The organism is Humidesulfovibrio mexicanus (genome assembly GCF_900188225.1).
Lineage (GTDB): Bacteria > Desulfobacterota > Desulfovibrionia > Desulfovibrionales > Desulfovibrionaceae > Humidesulfovibrio > Humidesulfovibrio mexicanus.
This window is the reverse complement of the sequence record NZ_FZOC01000001.1, coordinates 610,703-624,702: the sequence shown is the minus strand read 5'-3', so window position 1 is coordinate 624,702 and position 14,000 is coordinate 610,703. Positions and strand designations below refer to the sequence as shown.

At 67.1% G+C, this 14,000-nt stretch carries 12 protein-coding genes, 2 pseudogenes and 1 riboswitch; of the genes and pseudogenes, 5 read left to right on the top strand and 9 right to left on the bottom strand.

Annotated features, from left to right (window positions below; all coding sequences use genetic code 11):
• Positions 1 to 66: 66 nt before the first annotated feature.
• A riboswitch (cobalamin riboswitch) is annotated at positions 67 to 284 on the bottom strand.
• 320 nt (positions 285 to 604) lie between these two features.
• Both serS and CHB73_RS02945 read right to left on the bottom strand, forming a co-directional pair.
• Positions 605 to 1,882 (bottom strand): serine--tRNA ligase, encoded by a 1,278-nt coding sequence (serS, locus tag CHB73_RS02950; RefSeq protein ID WP_089271891.1) that lies wholly within the window; start codon positions 1,880 to 1,882, stop codon positions 605 to 607.
• Positions 1,883 to 1,984: 102 nt separating this feature from the next.
• Positions 1,985 to 2,437, bottom strand: a complete 453-nt coding sequence (locus tag CHB73_RS02945; protein ID WP_089271889.1) for a hypothetical protein — start codon at positions 2,435 to 2,437, stop codon at positions 1,985 to 1,987.
• Between the two features lie 65 nt (positions 2,438 to 2,502).
• On the opposite strand from CHB73_RS02945, the gene CHB73_RS02940 reads away from it, so the two are divergent.
• Both CHB73_RS02940 and thpR read left to right on the top strand, forming a co-directional pair.
• Complete coding sequence (locus CHB73_RS02940) at positions 2,503 to 3,036, top strand: CinA family protein (protein ID WP_235641483.1); 534 nt, start codon at positions 2,503 to 2,505, stop codon at positions 3,034 to 3,036.
• 6 nt (positions 3,037 to 3,042) lie between these two features.
• Positions 3,043 to 3,660, top strand: a complete 618-nt coding sequence (gene thpR / locus CHB73_RS02935; RefSeq protein WP_089271887.1) for an RNA 2',3'-cyclic phosphodiesterase — start codon at positions 3,043 to 3,045, stop codon at positions 3,658 to 3,660.
• Here the strand turns inward: thpR and CHB73_RS02930 are convergent.
• Positions 3,657 to 4,154, bottom strand: a complete 498-nt coding sequence (locus tag CHB73_RS02930; protein WP_089271885.1) for a hypothetical protein — start codon at positions 4,152 to 4,154, stop codon at positions 3,657 to 3,659. The genes thpR and CHB73_RS02930 overlap by 4 nt on opposite strands.
• A 334-nt stretch (positions 4,155 to 4,488) precedes the next feature.
• Between CHB73_RS02930 and CHB73_RS02925 the strand changes: the two genes are divergently transcribed.
• From CHB73_RS02925 to cmk, 3 genes are all read left to right on the top strand, one after another.
• Positions 4,489 to 4,932, top strand: a complete 444-nt coding sequence (locus tag CHB73_RS02925; protein WP_089271883.1) for a universal stress protein — start codon at positions 4,489 to 4,491, stop codon at positions 4,930 to 4,932.
• A 134-nt stretch (positions 4,933 to 5,066) separates the two neighbouring features.
• A complete protein-coding gene (gene hisC, locus CHB73_RS02920) occupies positions 5,067 to 6,167 on the top strand; it encodes a histidinol-phosphate transaminase (protein WP_235641481.1) in 1,101 nt (366 codons plus the stop codon).
• The gene (gene cmk, locus CHB73_RS02915; RefSeq protein WP_089271879.1) at positions 6,160 to 6,837 is read left to right on the top strand and encodes a (d)CMP kinase; all 678 of its coding nucleotides are present in this window, start codon (positions 6,160 to 6,162) and stop codon (positions 6,835 to 6,837) included. The genes hisC and cmk overlap by 8 nt, the downstream gene beginning before the upstream one ends.
• An 85-nt stretch (positions 6,838 to 6,922) precedes the next feature.
• Here cmk and CHB73_RS02910 read toward each other — a convergent pair whose 3' ends face one another.
• The 6 genes and pseudogenes from CHB73_RS02910 to CHB73_RS02890 form a co-directional block, all read right to left on the bottom strand.
• Complete coding sequence (locus CHB73_RS02910) at positions 6,923 to 8,347, bottom strand: carbon starvation CstA family protein (RefSeq protein WP_089271877.1); 1,425 nt, start codon at positions 8,345 to 8,347, stop codon at positions 6,923 to 6,925.
• Between the two features lie 178 nt (positions 8,348 to 8,525).
• Positions 8,526 to 9,047 (bottom strand): annotated as a pseudogene (locus CHB73_RS17315) (carbon starvation CstA family protein); the annotation flags it as partial.
• A 129-nt stretch (positions 9,048 to 9,176) separates the two neighbouring features.
• A pseudogene (locus CHB73_RS17310) lies at positions 9,177 to 9,947 on the bottom strand (carbon starvation CstA family protein); the annotation flags it as partial.
• Between the two features lie 189 nt (positions 9,948 to 10,136).
• Positions 10,137 to 11,849, bottom strand: a complete 1,713-nt coding sequence (locus tag CHB73_RS02900) for a LytS/YhcK type 5TM receptor domain-containing protein (RefSeq protein WP_089271873.1) — start codon at positions 11,847 to 11,849, stop codon at positions 10,137 to 10,139.
• A 12-nt stretch (positions 11,850 to 11,861) separates the two neighbouring features.
• Entirely contained in the window at positions 11,862 to 12,647 is a 786-nt protein-coding gene (locus CHB73_RS02895; RefSeq protein ID WP_235641480.1) for a LytR/AlgR family response regulator transcription factor, read from the bottom strand.
• Positions 12,648 to 12,725: 78 nt separating this feature from the next.
• Positions 12,726 to 13,979: a THUMP domain-containing class I SAM-dependent RNA methyltransferase gene (locus tag CHB73_RS02890; protein ID WP_089271871.1), complete on the bottom strand. Its 1,254-nt coding sequence runs from the start codon at positions 13,977 to 13,979 to the stop codon at positions 12,726 to 12,728.
• Between the last annotated feature and the right edge of the window lie 21 nt (positions 13,980 to 14,000).

The following is a 14,000-nucleotide window of genomic DNA, read 5'->3' as shown; positions in this document are numbered from 1 at the left end:
GAAGCCCCGTACCCGTGTGCCGCATCGCCCTCCCGCGAGGCTGTTGCGTCAGTTCGTCCGCGTTGTTGCAGCGGGCGTGAGCGGGCAGGTCTTCGGACTTGCGGGCGTTTGGGGCGGTGGCCGCCGTTTTCGTCCGCCGACTTCCCGGCTTGCCGCCAGTGTCATGCCATCCGTTCCGGATGGGGGGACGCGTACCCGTTTACCGCTGCGGGGCAGTTCCGGACTTGCACCGGATTCCCTTTTCACCCGGACCAGGTCCAGGCACCAGCTCACCAACGCTTATGGGCGTCCGGAAGCGTGAAGTCAAGCTGCTTATTGTGCTGTAACCTGTTGATTTTTAATGCTGTTGTTCCCGACCGGAGGGGTGGGGGATTGCGCCAACGGCCATGAATTACTGGCAGAACTTCCGCTGGTGAGAGCTTGTAGATTTTCAAGAAAAATTCTTGAAAATGGTCCGGACTGCCGCCGCAGGCAGACGTGCGGGCGCGGCCGCTCCCCGGGCGAAGCTGCGCCGATCCTGGTCTCCGGGGCTTTGCAGCTCGTGCTGGGGGCAGGCGTCCCGCCCTTGCCCCCAGGATTCTGGAAACGCCAGCGCGCGCCGCGCCTATTTCGGCCCGATGCGCTCCACGCCGCCCATGTAGGGGCGCAGGGCCTCTGGCAGCAGAACGCTCCCATCGGCCTGCTGGCCGTTTTCCAGCACGGCCACAAGGGTGCGGCCAACGGCCAAGCCGGAGCCGTTCAGGGTGTGCAGGAACTCGCTCTTCTTCGCGCCCTTGGCCTTGAAGCGGATGTTCGCCCGCCGGGCCTGGAAGTCCAGGAAATTGGAGCAGGAGGAGATTTCGCGGTATTTGTCCTGTCCGGGCAGCCAGACCTCGATGTCGTAGGTCTTGCAGGAGGAGAAGCCCAGGTCGCCGCCGCAAAGCTGGATGACGCGGTAGTGCAGGCCCAGGCGCTGCAGCACCATCTCCGCGTGCCCGGTGAGCCGCTCCAGTTCCTCGAAGGATGTGTCCGGATGCGCGAAGCGCACAAGCTCCACCTTGTGAAACTGGTGCTGGCGGATGAGGCCCTTGGTGTCCTTGCCGTAGCTCCCGGCCTCGCTGCGGAAGCAGGGGGTGAGCGCGCAATAGCCCAGGGGCAGCTGGTCCTCCTCCAGCACTTCGCCCGCGTGCAGGTTGGTCACCGGCACCTCGGCCGTGGGGATGAGGTAGTAGTCCTGGCCCTGGATCTTGAAGAGGTCCTCCTCGAACTTGGGCAACTGGCCCGTGCCGGTCATGGAGGCCTTGTTCACGATGTATGGAGGAATGACCTCGGTGTAGCCGTTTTCGGCAGCGCAATCGAGCATGAACGCGCCCAGGGCCCGCTCAAGCCGGGCCGCCCAGCCGAAGCTGACGCAGAAACGCGAGCCCGTGAGCTTGCCCGCGCGCTCGAAGTCCAACCCGCCCAACGCCTGGCCCAGCTCCCAATGCTCCTTGGGCGCGAAGGCGAACTCCGGCTTGGCCCCCCAGTGGCGCAGCACCGGGTTGTCGTTCTCGGTGCAGCCGTCCGGTGTGGATTCGTGCGGAATGTTTGGCACTTTCAAGAGCCAGTCGCGTTCCTGAGCCTCAATGACGGCAAGCTCCGCGTCCAGTTCCTTGACCCGCTCGCCCATGGCGGACATGCGGGCCATGAGTTCGGTCGCGTCCTGCCCTGCGCGCTTGAGCTTGGCCACTTCGGCGGAGCCGGAGTTGCGCTCGGCCTTGAGGGCCTCGGCCTCGCGGATCAGGGCGATGCGGGCCTCGTCCAGCCGGGCGAATTCGGCCACGTCCGGCTCGGTTTTGCAGCGCCTTGCCAGGCCCTGGGACACGGCGTCGAGGTTTTTCTGCACGAATTTCAGGTCAAGCATGGTCTTCTCCTTGAAAGTGGGGCGCGGGCCCTGCCGATGGGCGCCGACGCATTTGGCTGTGTACCCAAAGCCGGGCCGGGAATAAAGGGGGAAAATGCGCGCCTAGGGGGTGATGCCGTCCTTGATGTTCCTGCGGCGCACGGCCAAAAGCGTCCACACGGCCAGGGCGATGGCGATGGGGCCGAGATCCTGCAGCCAGAGAAAGAGCGCGGTGAGCGGCGCGCCCAGCCCCAGCAGCCACAACTGGCGTTTCTTGCGGGGCGTCATGGGCAAGGCCAGCCAGGCGCTTTCCAATCCGATGAAGGTTTCGATGCGCGGGGCCAGACGCTTTGCCCCGGTGTGCTCCATGGGCGGCAGGGGCAGGGGCAGGCAGGCTGCGGCAACGCCAGCCAGGGAGAGCACCACCAGCGGCCAGCTGTGGAAGAGCAGGCCCGGCGGCAGCAGCGCGGCGGCAAGGTTCTGGGCCAGCCAGTTCCAAGGCTCGCGGCGTGTGAGCCGCAGCCGTCGCCAGAGGTTTTGCGCGCGCTGGCGCAAGGGGGTGTCGCCGCTGTCCATGCGCTTCAATTGCCACGCCGGACGCGGTCCTGTAAACAGATGTCGGCGATACGGAGGAAAGGATCATGAAGAAGGGCTCACATGCGGACATGCTGGAGCAGGAGGATGCCCTGCGCCTGGAACGGCTTGCCTCCGAGGCCGGGCGACTGGTGGCCGGGCATGGCTGGATGCTGGCCACGGCGGAATCGTGCACGGGCGGCCTGCTCGCCAGCACGGTGACCAACCTGCCCGGCAGCTCCGGCTGGTTCCATGGCGGCGTGGTGGCCTATTCCAACGCTCTCAAAAGCGGGCTGCTGGGGGTGGACCCGGCGCTCATCTTGGCGCACGGGGCCGTGAGCGAGCCCGTGGTGCTGGCCATGGCGCAGGGCGCGCTGGCCCTGCCCGGAATGCCCGAGGGCCGTGGCTGCGCCGTGGCCGTGTCCGGCATCGCCGGACCTTCTGGCGGCACGCGGGAAAAGCCCGTGGGCACGGTGTGGGTGGCCTGGGCTTGGCCGTGCGGCCGCCGGGCGGAGTGTTTCCTGTTTCGTGGCGCGCGGGCTTCCGTAAAGTCCCAAAGCGTGGCCGGGGCCCTGTTCGGCATGATGACTTTTGTCCGGTAGGCGGCCATGTCCGGAAGGAACATCCGCTGTTTTGTGGCCCTGCCCTTGCCAGAAACGTGGATGCGCGGTCTGGACGCGCTGAGCGGGGCGCTTTCGCGGCGGCTGGCTTCGCGCGTGTCCTGGACGCGGCCGGGCAACTGGCATGTGACCCTGCGGTTTTTGGGCGAGGTGGAGCAGGGGCGCGTGGACGCCGTCCGGCAGGCCTTGCGCGCGGTGCGCTTCGCGCCATTCGGAGCGAGGCTTGGGCCAGGCGGCAGTGGCGTTGGCGGCCGCGGCGCGCCGCGCGTGCTGTGGCTGGGGCTGGCGGAGGGTGGCGGTCCCTGTGCGGAATTGGCCCGGAGCGTGGAGGCTGCGCTGGAGCCTTTGGGGTTTGCCCCGGAGGCGCGCGCATTCCGTCCGCACGTGACCCTGGGTCGGGTGCGGCGGGCGGAGCCGGGGGAAGACTGGGGAAACGCGGAAGGCGAGATCGCCGTGGCTCTTTCGGGCGCGCTGTCCGCGCCGGGGCGTGTGGAAGAGATGGCGCTTTTGAGCAGCGTACTTGGACCCGGCGGGCCCAAGTACGCCGTCCTGGAAGTGTATCCGGCCCGCGACCACGGCGGGGGTCCGGATGGGGGACAGGCCTAGGCCATGTAGTCCCCGCGGTTGAACTTGATGCGTTCCGTCACCGTCATGGCCTCGATCTCCGAGACCAGGCCCTGCAGGACGGGGTGCTTTTCGGCCAGGTCGGGGTTGTCGCCCCGGATCTGCCGCACGGCCCCGTCGATGTCGTCGAGCACGCCGTAAGCCTGCTTGAGGCTGGACGAACCGTCCGTGCTCCCAAGGCTTTGCGCGTACTGGTCCCACTTGTCGAGCACGCTGTCCACCTTGTCCATGATCGCATTCTCCGCCTGGGTTACCGGGGCAGTGGCCTCGACCTCCTGAACCCCGATAAGGGCGCTTAGGGTGCCAAGTCCGCCCGGAGGGGGCAGGGGTGCGGTGCTGGAAGAGGACTGCGCGCCGGGCTTGGAGACCTCCTGGTTCAGGATGTCGCCGAAGGCGGCGCCGGATTGAGCTGCTCTGCCCGTCTGGGTGGTCTGGTCCAGGCGGACGCTCTCCAACTGGTCAGGAAGGATCTTCATGGCTGCTCCTCATCCGTGGTTTGCCAGGATTGTGCAGAGACCATGCCAAGGTCTGCGTATAAGAATGCATTTTGATTCCGGCATATTGTGCATCCAGTGGGGAGGAAAAACTTTCCGCCGGGCCTGCGGCGGCAGGGGGATGGGCCCCATGGCGTCTGGCTACCCCATGATGCGGGCCTTGTCCATGCGCGCGAAGCTTCTGCCCCGGCACAACACATATCGACGCGATTTTTCCTTGCGTTAGCGAAGCTGGGTGATTATTTTCACATTGTCTTCGCATCCCCCCTGCGCAAACGGGGGGCAATTGGTGTTTCAAACGACAAGGGAGGGTGTTATGGCCCAGATCAAGAAGATACTCTGCGCGGTGGACTTTTCCGAGTACAGTCCCTCGGTGGCCGAATACGCACGGCTTTTGGCCCAGGGTCTCGGAGCGAAGATCGTGTGCCTGTACGTGGCGCCGTCCCTGTCGCAGTATGTGGGCTTCCATGTCCCCCCCAGCTCCATAGAGAACTTCGTGGGCGAGATCGTCACCGGGGCCGAGGCCACCATGAGCGCGTTTCTGAGCGAGAACTTCCAGGGAGTTGAGGCCGATGGCCATGTGGTCACCGGCTACGCCGCCGAAGAGATCTTCGGCGTTGCCGACAAGGAAGGCGCGGACATGATCATCATGGGCACCCACGGGCGCAAGGGCATAGACCGCATCCTGTTCGGCTCCGTGGCCGAGAAGGTCGTCAAGGGCGCCAAGTGTCCGGTGATGACCATCCGCCCGACAAAGTAGCGGCCGATCCGGCCCGGAGCGTCCGGGCGGACGCGTTTTCTCTGGCGCGGCAGGGCGACCCGGACAAGGGCCGTCCCCGCGCTGTTTTGTCCATGGCGCGCCCAAGGTCGCGCCCAAGCCAAATGGAGCACCTCATGTCCAGCCAGCGCGTGCGGCCGGAAATCCTCGACTTCAAGCCCTATGTGCCGGGGTTGAGCGAGGAGGAGATCAAGGAACGATATGGCCTTAAGCAGGTCGTCAAGCTGGCCAGCAACGAAAATCCCCTGGGCGCATCGCCTCTGGCGCGCGAGGCCGTGGCCCGTGCCGCCGGGCGCATGTTCCGCTACCCGCAGAACCACAGCCCCAGGCTGGCCGCGGCCATAGCCAAGGCCATGGGGATCGCCGAGGCGCACATCGTGGCGGGCAACGGCTCGGACGAGGTCATCGACTTGCTTTTCCGCGTGCTGGCGCAGCCCGGCAAGGACAACGTGGTCTGCTACGAGCACTGCTTCAGCATGTACGGACTCACCGCCAGGCTGTGCGGGGTGGAGTACCGCGAGGTTCCGCGCGGCGAGGACTACCGTCTGCCCTTGGAATCCTTGGCCGAGGCCGTGGACGCGAACACGAAAATGGTCTTCGTCACCAGCCCGGACAATCCCACCGGCCTGGCAGCCAAGGCGGAGGAACTGCAAGTGCTCTCCGGCGTGCTGCCCGAAGGGGCGCTTCTGGTGGTGGACGAGGCCTACATGGACTTCTCCTGGCCGCCGGAGGAGTACAGCATGTTGGCCTTCGTGCCGGAGTTGAAGAACGTGGCCGTGCTGCGCACCTTTTCCAAGGCTTACGGCCTGGCCGGCCTGCGCCTGGGGTACGGGGCGCTGCCCCTGTGGCTGGCCGAGCACGTGCGCCGGGCCCGCCCGCCCTTCACGGTGAACCTGCTGGCCGAGGAGGCCGCGCTGGCCGTGCTGGAGGACGACGCCTTCTATTCCGAGACCCTCAGCGTGGTGTTCAAGGGCCGCGAGCTGTTCTTGAAGCGCCTGCCGGAACTTGGCTGCCAGGCGTGGCCCTCCCAGGCCAACTTCGTCATGTTCCGACCCCCGTATCCGGCGGATCAGGTCTGCGAGGAACTGCTCAAACGGGGGGTCATTGTGCGTCATCTCAAAAGCTTCGGTCTGCCGGAGAACATCCGCGTCAGCGTGGGCGCGCAGGCCGAAAACGAGGCCTTTCTCAAGGCTCTGGAGGAAATCCTCCATGGCTAGCTCCATTGCTCCGCTCATCGTGACTCTGGATGGCCCGGCCGGGGTGGGCAAAAGCACCCTGGCCAGAAAACTCGCCGGAGAGCTCGGCCTGGCCTTTCTGGACACCGGCGCAATGTTCCGCGCCGCCGCCTTCACCCTTGGGGAAGGCGCCTGGGATTGGCCCCAGGGCGTGTTGCAGCAGAAGCTGGGCGCGTTCGAATTCTCCCTGCGCGGCAGCGGCGAAAACACCGAACTGCTGCTCGGAGGCCAGCCTCTGCCCGAGGCCATCCGCAGCGAGGAGACCGGCCGCTGGGCCTCGAAGCTGGCGGTTGTCCCTTCTGTGCGCGCGTACATGAAAATGGCCCAGATCTTTCTTGGCCGGACCACCTCGCTGGTGGCCGAGGGCCGCGACATGGGCACCGTGGTGTTCCCCGACGCGCGGCACAAGTTCTTTCTGGATGCCGACCCGGACGAGCGCGCCCGCAGGCGGTGCCGCCAGTTGGAAGGGCAGGGCAGACCGGCGGACTTCGCCGCCATCGCCGCCAGCATACGCCAGCGCGACGATCAGGACCGGAACCGGAGCATTGCGCCGCTCAAGCCCGCGCCCGACGCCATGCTTGTGGACACCACGCATCTTACCGAAGGCGAGGTGCTGGAGGCCGTTCTTGACCGCATCCGCGGCCTGCGCTGACCGCGCTCCCGTTTGACCGAATCTGCCGCACGACAAAGGCCGATGGGACGTCCCGTCGGCCTTTGTCGTGCGTGGGCGCTGGAGCTTATGCCCGGTCAGGGGCTGCGGCGCTTGCGGCCTCGCCACGCCGCGCCCGCAGGAAGAAGGCCAGCGCCACGCCGCTGGCGCAGATGCCAAGCCCCGTGGCCATGTCCATGGGCAGGTTGAAGCCTATGGGAGCGTCCAGGATGTAGGCGCTGGTCATGGCGGTCATGAACAGGGCGGGCGCCGTGGCGATCCAGTGGGCGTTGCCCCGCCGCGCAAGGGAGGCGGAGATGGTCCACAGAACCACTGTGGCCAGGCTCTGATTGGCCCAGCCCATGTAGCGCCACAGCAGTTCGAAGCTGCCGCCGGACAGGGCGATGCCCGCCAGGAACAGCGGAACCGCTATGAAGAGCCGCTTGGACAGCTCGCGCTGCGGGGCGTGGCAGAAGTCCGCCACGATGAGCCGCGCCGCGCGGAACGCGGTGTCGCCGGTGCTGACGGGAAGGACAACCACGCCCAGAATGGCCAGCACTCCCCCCAGGGGGCCGAGGAGCGTGGTGCAGGCCTCGCTGACGACCACGGCGGGACCTCCGGCAGCAAGGGCCGCGCCCAGGGCCTCCGGTCCGGGATAGAAGCTCATGCCGACCGTGGCCCACACCAGGGCGATCAAGCCTTCGGCCACCATGGCCCCGTAGAAGATAAGCCGCCCGTCGCGTTCATTCTTCATGCAGCGGGCGACCATTGGCGACTGGGTGGAATGGAAGCCGGAAATGGCTCCGCAGGCCACGGTGGTGAATAAAAGCGGCCATACCGGAAGCCCGTCCGGATGGAGATTGGACAGGGCGAGTTCCGGGAGCACCTGGTAGCCGCGGCCCAAGAGCGCGATGGGCATGGCGGCCGCCATGAACAGCAGCAGCGCCCCGAAGAAGGGGTACAGGCGGCCGATGATCTTGTCGAAGGGCAGGATGGTGGCCAGGAAGTAGTAGGCGAAGATCAGCCCCACCCACAGGCCCGCGTCCAGCCCGGAGAGTTTGGCCAGAAGCTTTGCCGGCCCCAGCACGAACACCACGCCCACCAGCACCATCAGCAGCAGGCTGAACACGCGAATGAGGTGCTTGAAGCCTCCGCCCAGGTGGCGGCCCACCACGTCGGGCAGGCTTTCGCCGCCAGCGCGCAGGGAGAGCATCCCCGAAAGGTAGTCGTGCACGCCCCCGGCGAACAGGCAGCCGACCACGATCCACACCAAAGCGAGCGGGCCGTACAGCGCGCCGAGGATGGCCCCGAACACCGGCCCAAGCCCGGCGATGTTCAGCAGTTGGATGAGAAAGAGCCTGGGCGTGGACATGGGCACATAATCCACTGCGTCCGCCATGCTCAGGGCGGGCGTGGGGCGGGAGGCATCGGGCCGGACCAGCCTGTCCAGCAGGCTTCCGTAGGCGAAGTAGCCAAGGACGAGGGCTGCGGCGCAGAGAAGGAAGGTTGACATGGGGCGTCCGTATGTTGCGGGCCGTCGCCTGGCGTGGCGTGACCCTGGTGTCGGGAGCCGGGAAAATGCCCAGAGGATTCGTACGCCCTTGACCCATGAGGGTCAAAGGGTCTTGGGCGGAAAAAAGCCCCCGGAAGCGGACTTCCGGGGGCCGTGCATTTTCGTGAGCAAAGGCGTGTTAGGCGTTGTCCGGCTCCATCTTGGCGAGATTGGAGGAGCGGAAAACATAGAGGAACGCGGCCAGCGCCGCCACGGAGGAGGCCACCCCGATGGGTGTGGACACGCTCAAGGGCAGGTTGAAGCCGATGGTGGCGTTCAGGATGAAGGTGTTGGACACGGCGGTCATGAAGACGGCGGGCACGGTGGCGATCCAGTGGGGCTTGCCATGCTTCACGCAGTAGGCCGCGGCGGTCCAGAGCACGATGGCGGCGAGGCTCTGGTTGGCCCAGCCGAAGTAGCGCCAGATGACGTCGAAGTTGGCCAGGGAGATGACGTAGCCGACGACGAAGAGCGGCACCGCGATGTACAGGCGCTTTACAGCCTGCTTCTGGGAGTACTTGGCGAAGTCGGCGATGAGCAGGCGCGCGGCGCGGAAGGCCGTGTCGCCGGAGGTGATGGGCAGCACCACCACGCCCAGAATGGCCAGCACGCCGCCGAAGCCGCCCAGAAGCGTGGTGCAGGCCTCGTTGACGACGTTGGCCGGGCCGCCTGCGGCCAGGGCGGCGTTCAAGGCTTCGGGGGTCTGGTAGAAGCTCATGCCCACGGTGGCCCACACCAGGCCGATGAAGCCTTCGGCCACCATGGCGCCGTAGAAGATGAAGCGGCCTTCACGCTCGTTGCACACGCAGCGCGACATGAGCGGCGACTGGGTGGAGTGGAACCCGGAGATGGCCCCGCAGGCGATGGTGATGAACATGAGCGGCCACATGGGCAGCTCCTTGGGGTGCAGGTTGGCCAGGGTCAGGTTGGGGAACATGTTGTAGCCTTCATTCATCAGCGCCAGGGGCATGGCCACGGCCATGAAGATGAGAATGGCGCCGAAGACGGGGTACAGGCGGCCGATGATCTTGTCGATGGGCAGGATGGTGGCCAGGAAGTAGTAGGCGAAGATGGCCGCCACCCACAGGCCCACCTCGATGCCGGAGAGCTTGCCCAAAAGCTTGGCCGGGCCGAGCACGAAGACCACGCCCACCAGCAGCAGCAGAATCAGCGAGAACAGGCGCATGAACTGCTTGAAGCCGTTGCCCAGGTTGTAGCCCACCACGTCGGGAATGCTTTCGCCCCGGTACCGCAGGGAGAGCATTCCAGAGAAGTAGTCGTGCACGCCGCCGGCCACAATGGTGCCGATGACGATCCACACCAGGGCCGCCGGGCCGTACAGCGCGCCCAGGATGGGGCCGAACACCGGGCCGAGGCCCGCGATGTTCAGAAGCTGAATGAGAAATATCTTGGGCTTGGACATGGGCACATAGTCCACGCCGTCGGCCATGCACATGGCGGGCGTGGTGCGCGAGACATCCGGCTGGAAGAGCTTGTCCACCATGGCGCCGTAGGTGAAATAGCCGACGATGAGCGCGGCCGTGCACAACAGGAAGATCATCATGGGCGTCTGCCTCCTGGGGGAAATATGTTCGTGTTGGGCGCGCGCTTCGGCCAGCCGGAGGACGCGTCCGCATTTGGGATTACGGCACCATTAGGCCACGCCGGGCGGAAGAAGCAATGGGCCGGAGCCGAAATGGCGTCTTCGGCGTATGAAAGGGCGAATCCGGCGGATGAAGCGGCGGTGGGACTACTGCGGAATGCGCAGGCTGATGCTGGTGCCCTCGCCCGGAGAGCTCATGACCACCATGGCGTAGGCCGGGCCATAGAGCTGCACCAGACGCTGGTTGGAGTTGCGCGCGCCCACGCCTTCGCTCAAGGACTCCAGCTCCGTGGCGGTGGTGATGGCGCGCACCTGCTCCGGGCTCATGCCCACGCCGTCGTCGTGCACCTCCACCAGCAGGTGCCCGTCCTCCCTCCAGGCGGTGAGCTTCACCAGTCCGCCCTCTGGCCGGGGCAGAAGGCCATGGCGCACGGCGTTCTCCACAAGGGGCTGGACGATGAGCGGGGGGGTGACGCAGTCCTCCGCACCGGGACCCATGTCCACCTCTGCGCGGATTCGTTGCCCGAAGCGGGCCTGTTCGATGGCGAGATAGGCGTTTGTCTGCTCGATCTCGTCCGAGAGTCGGATGAGCCCCCGGCTGGAGTCGAGGTTGCGTCGCATGTAGCGCGAGAGGTCCAGCAGAAGTTCGCGGGCCTGGGAGGGCGCGGTGCGGCAGAAACTGGCGATGGTGTTCAGCGAGTTGAACAGGAAGTGCGGGTTGATCTGCGCCTGCAGGCGGCGGATCTCCGCGTGGGCCAGCAGCTGGTTCTTGATGCCGATGTTCTCCAGCTCCAGCTGGGTGGAGAAGAGGTCGGCCAGGCCTTTGGCCAGTTCGAAGAGCGTCTCGTCCAGGGGCTGGCGGCGGGTGCCGTAAAGCTTCAGGCAGCCGAGGATGCCATCACCCTTGCGCAGGGGCACGATGATGGCCTCGGTGAGGGGGCAATTGGGGTCGGAGCAGCAGATGTCGCTTTTGTCGCGCACGAAGAGCGGCTCGCCGGTCTCGATGACCTTGTGGGTGGCCTTGGTGCGCGCCTCACAGCCGATGGTGTGGTGGTCCTCGCCAGCGCCCAGGTGCGCCAGGATGGTGAGGCCGCTGGTCACGGCCACGGCGGGCGCCTGCGCCTCGCGCAGGATGATGGCCGCGGTGGCGCGGGCCGAGGTCTCGGTGAGCCCGGAGCGCAGGTGCGCCAGGGTCTGGTTGGCGATGGAGAGGATCTGCCGGGCCAAGTCGCGGTTTCTGGCCTGGCGGTAGCTCATTTGCAGGTTCAGCGCCTGCACCAGTAGCGCCGCGCCAAGGGAATTGAACACGATCATGGGCAGGGCGATGACCTGCACCACGGCCACGGCGGTGGGGAAGGGGCGCGCCAGGCCCAGCACCAGCAGCTGGTGTATGGCTTCGCCGCCCAGGCACAGCAGCATGGCCAGGCGCCAGTCCAGCGCGTGGGCTTGCCGTCTGTGGGCGATGAACCCGGCTGCGGCGCCCTCCAGCAGCGTTGCCAATCCGCAGGGCAGGGCGGAAAACCCGCCGATGTCCATAAGGTAGCGGTGCCCCCCGGCGATAAGCCCGGCCCCGACGCCCACCACTGGACCGCCGAAGAGCCCGGCCGTGACCACCACCATGCCCCGCAGATTGGCGAAGGACTGGAACACCGTGTTGCCGGAATAGGTGCCCAGCACCCCGAAAAGGCCGAAGAGCACGGTCAAGAGCGCCGTGGCCCAGGCGGGCCTGTCGCGTCGCGGCCCCAGCTTGTCGATGGCGGTGACGGTCATCACCGCGAAGCAGCCCGCCAAAAGCAGGCCGAAGCGCTGGGAGAGGTTGAGGAACAGCTCCGGAACCTGGGGATTGAAGAAGTCGTTCATGACGGCGGCGTGTTAGATGCCCAGGCGCTGCTTGAAGGCGCGCACGCGGTTTCTGCTCACGGTCACTTCGGTTCTGGCGGGGTCGGCCATGACCACGCAGTACTTGCCGCCGAACCAGGGCGTGAACTCGACGATGTGCTCCAGGTTCACCAACTGGGCGCGGTTGGCCTGGAAGAAGGCCTGTCCGGTCAGACGCTCCGCCGCCTTGGCCAGGGTGGGCAGGCCGTGGCAGGTCAGGCGCTCGCAGGCAGTCACGGCCACCAGCCGCTTTTCGTCGGCCTCGATGAAGAGGATGCTGGACGTGGGGATGAGGGCGATGCGGCCCCCCTGCTCAACGGCGATGCGCCCGAGCGGCCGCGCGGCGTCTCTTCCGGCCGAAGAAAGCAGGCGTTCGATGGCCAGGCTCAGATCTTGGGGCGCGGGTTCGGCAAGCGCCCTGCGCACGCGGCCCAGGCTTTTGGCCAGCCGGTCCGGGGCCACGGGCTTCAGCAGATAGTCCGCGGCGTTTTCCTCGAAGGCCCGTATGGCGTGCTGGTCAAAGGCGGTGACGAAGACGAACAGGGGCGGCCGCTCCAGTTCCTGGGCCGCAGCCAGCACGGCGAAGCCGTCCTCGCCGGGCATCTGGATGTCCTGGAACACGAGGTCGAAGCCGCCGTGCGCCAGGGCCGACATGGCCTCGCGCGCGCCTGCCGCCTGCGCGGCCTCCACGTCCGGGTGGGCCTCAAGCAGATACAGCAGTTCGTCGCGGGCAGGGGCCTCGTCGTCCACGATGAGGGCGCGCAGATGCGGTGCGGTCACGGGATTCTCCGGTGCGGTGGCGCTCCGGGCCGAAGTGGCGGGCGCATGGCCGTGGACTACCTTTGCCGCGCTCCGGAGTCAATCGGCCTGTTCAGGCCCGGCTGGCTGCATCGGGCCTTCGGCCTGGCCGGACGCTTCGACTTGGCCGGACGCTTCGTCCTGGCCGGGGCGCGGGGTCCGTCGGCTGCCCGCGTACAGTTCGTACTCCAGCAGGCGGCATTCGATCTTGGCGTTGAAGAAGGGCGTCTTACGGCGGGGCTTGAGGCCCACCTTCGCGGCCAGGCTTGGGTTGCCGGTGAACACGAAGCCGCGCCATCCGGCGAGCCGCTTTTTGAAGAAATCGCCGATGCCCGCGTACACGGCCTCAAGTCCGGGCGTGTCGCCCAGGCGCGCGCCGTATTCCGGGTTCAACACGCACACGCCGGAACCTTCGTCGGGCACGGGGCTTTCGCGGAAGTCGCACACGGCGAATTCGATGTGCTCCTCCACGCCTGCCGTGCGGGCGTTTTGCCGGGCCGCGGCCACGGCCTCGGGGTCGTTGTCGCTGGCGACGATGCGGCCGGGGAAGGTCTTGCGCGCCACGGCCTGGGCCTCCCGCCGGAGCGCGGCGTACGCCTCTGGATCGAAGCCCAGCAGGTGCCGGAAGGCGAAGTCCGGCCGAAGAAGCCCCGGCGCGCGGCCCAGGGCGGCGAGGGCCGCCTCCACCGCCAGCGTGCCGCTGCCGCACATGGGGGAAAGGAAGTGCCCGGAGCCGTCGAAGCCCGTGGCCAGCACGATGCCCGCGGCCAGCGTCTCCTGCAGGGGGGCCCTGTGGGGCATTTTGCGGTAGCCCCGGCGGGCAAGGGGCGCGCCGGTGGTGTCCAGGTACACGGTGGCGGCATCGCCGCGCCAGTGCAGGAACACGCACGCGCCCAGCGGCTCGGGCCCGGAGTTCGGCCTGCGCCCCCTGCGCGAGGCGATGCGGTCCACGATGGCGTCCTTGGCCTTCTGGTTGGCGAAGCGGCCATCGCGCACATGCTCGTTCTGCACGCTGGAATCAACGGTCAGGTGCCCGTCCGCCGGGATCATGTCCTCCCAGGGCAGGCGGGAAAGCTCCCGCTCCAGGGCGGCCGGGTCCGGGGCGCGCAGCCTCGCCAGCTCCAGAAGCACGCGGTGGCCGGTGCGCAGGGCCAGATTCAGGCGGATGCACTGGCGCATGTCTCCAGTGGTCAGCACGCCGGCGGTCAGCTCCCGCGCGGGCAGGCCCATCGCGGCGATTTCCTTCGCCAGCAGCGGGGGCAGCCCTTTGGGGCAGGTGACGAGCAGTTGGCGCTGGGCGGAGGAGAACGGCATGGCGGTCCTTTGTGCGAAGGT

Coding starts and splice junctions, on each gene's coding strand:
- serS (WP_089271891.1), bottom strand. CDS start 1,882: ATGCTTGACCTGAAATTCGTGCAGAAAAACCTCGACGCCGTGTCCCAG.
- CHB73_RS02945 (WP_089271889.1), bottom strand. CDS start 2,437: ATGGACAGCGGCGACACCCCCTTGCGCCAGCGCGCGCAAAACCTCTGG.
- CHB73_RS02940 (WP_235641483.1), top strand. CDS start 2,503: ATGAAGAAGGGCTCACATGCGGACATGCTGGAGCAGGAGGATGCCCTG.
- thpR (WP_089271887.1), top strand. CDS start 3,043: ATGTCCGGAAGGAACATCCGCTGTTTTGTGGCCCTGCCCTTGCCAGAA.
- CHB73_RS02930 (WP_089271885.1), bottom strand. CDS start 4,154: ATGAAGATCCTTCCTGACCAGTTGGAGAGCGTCCGCCTGGACCAGACC.
- CHB73_RS02925 (WP_089271883.1), top strand. CDS start 4,489: ATGGCCCAGATCAAGAAGATACTCTGCGCGGTGGACTTTTCCGAGTAC.
- hisC (WP_235641481.1), top strand. CDS start 5,067: ATGTCCAGCCAGCGCGTGCGGCCGGAAATCCTCGACTTCAAGCCCTAT.
- cmk (WP_089271879.1), top strand. CDS start 6,160: ATGGCTAGCTCCATTGCTCCGCTCATCGTGACTCTGGATGGCCCGGCC.
- CHB73_RS02910 (WP_089271877.1), bottom strand. CDS start 8,347: ATGTCAACCTTCCTTCTCTGCGCCGCAGCCCTCGTCCTTGGCTACTTC.
- CHB73_RS02900 (WP_089271873.1), bottom strand. CDS start 11,849: ATGAACGACTTCTTCAATCCCCAGGTTCCGGAGCTGTTCCTCAACCTC.
- CHB73_RS02890 (WP_089271871.1), bottom strand. CDS start 13,979: ATGCCGTTCTCCTCCGCCCAGCGCCAACTGCTCGTCACCTGCCCCAAA.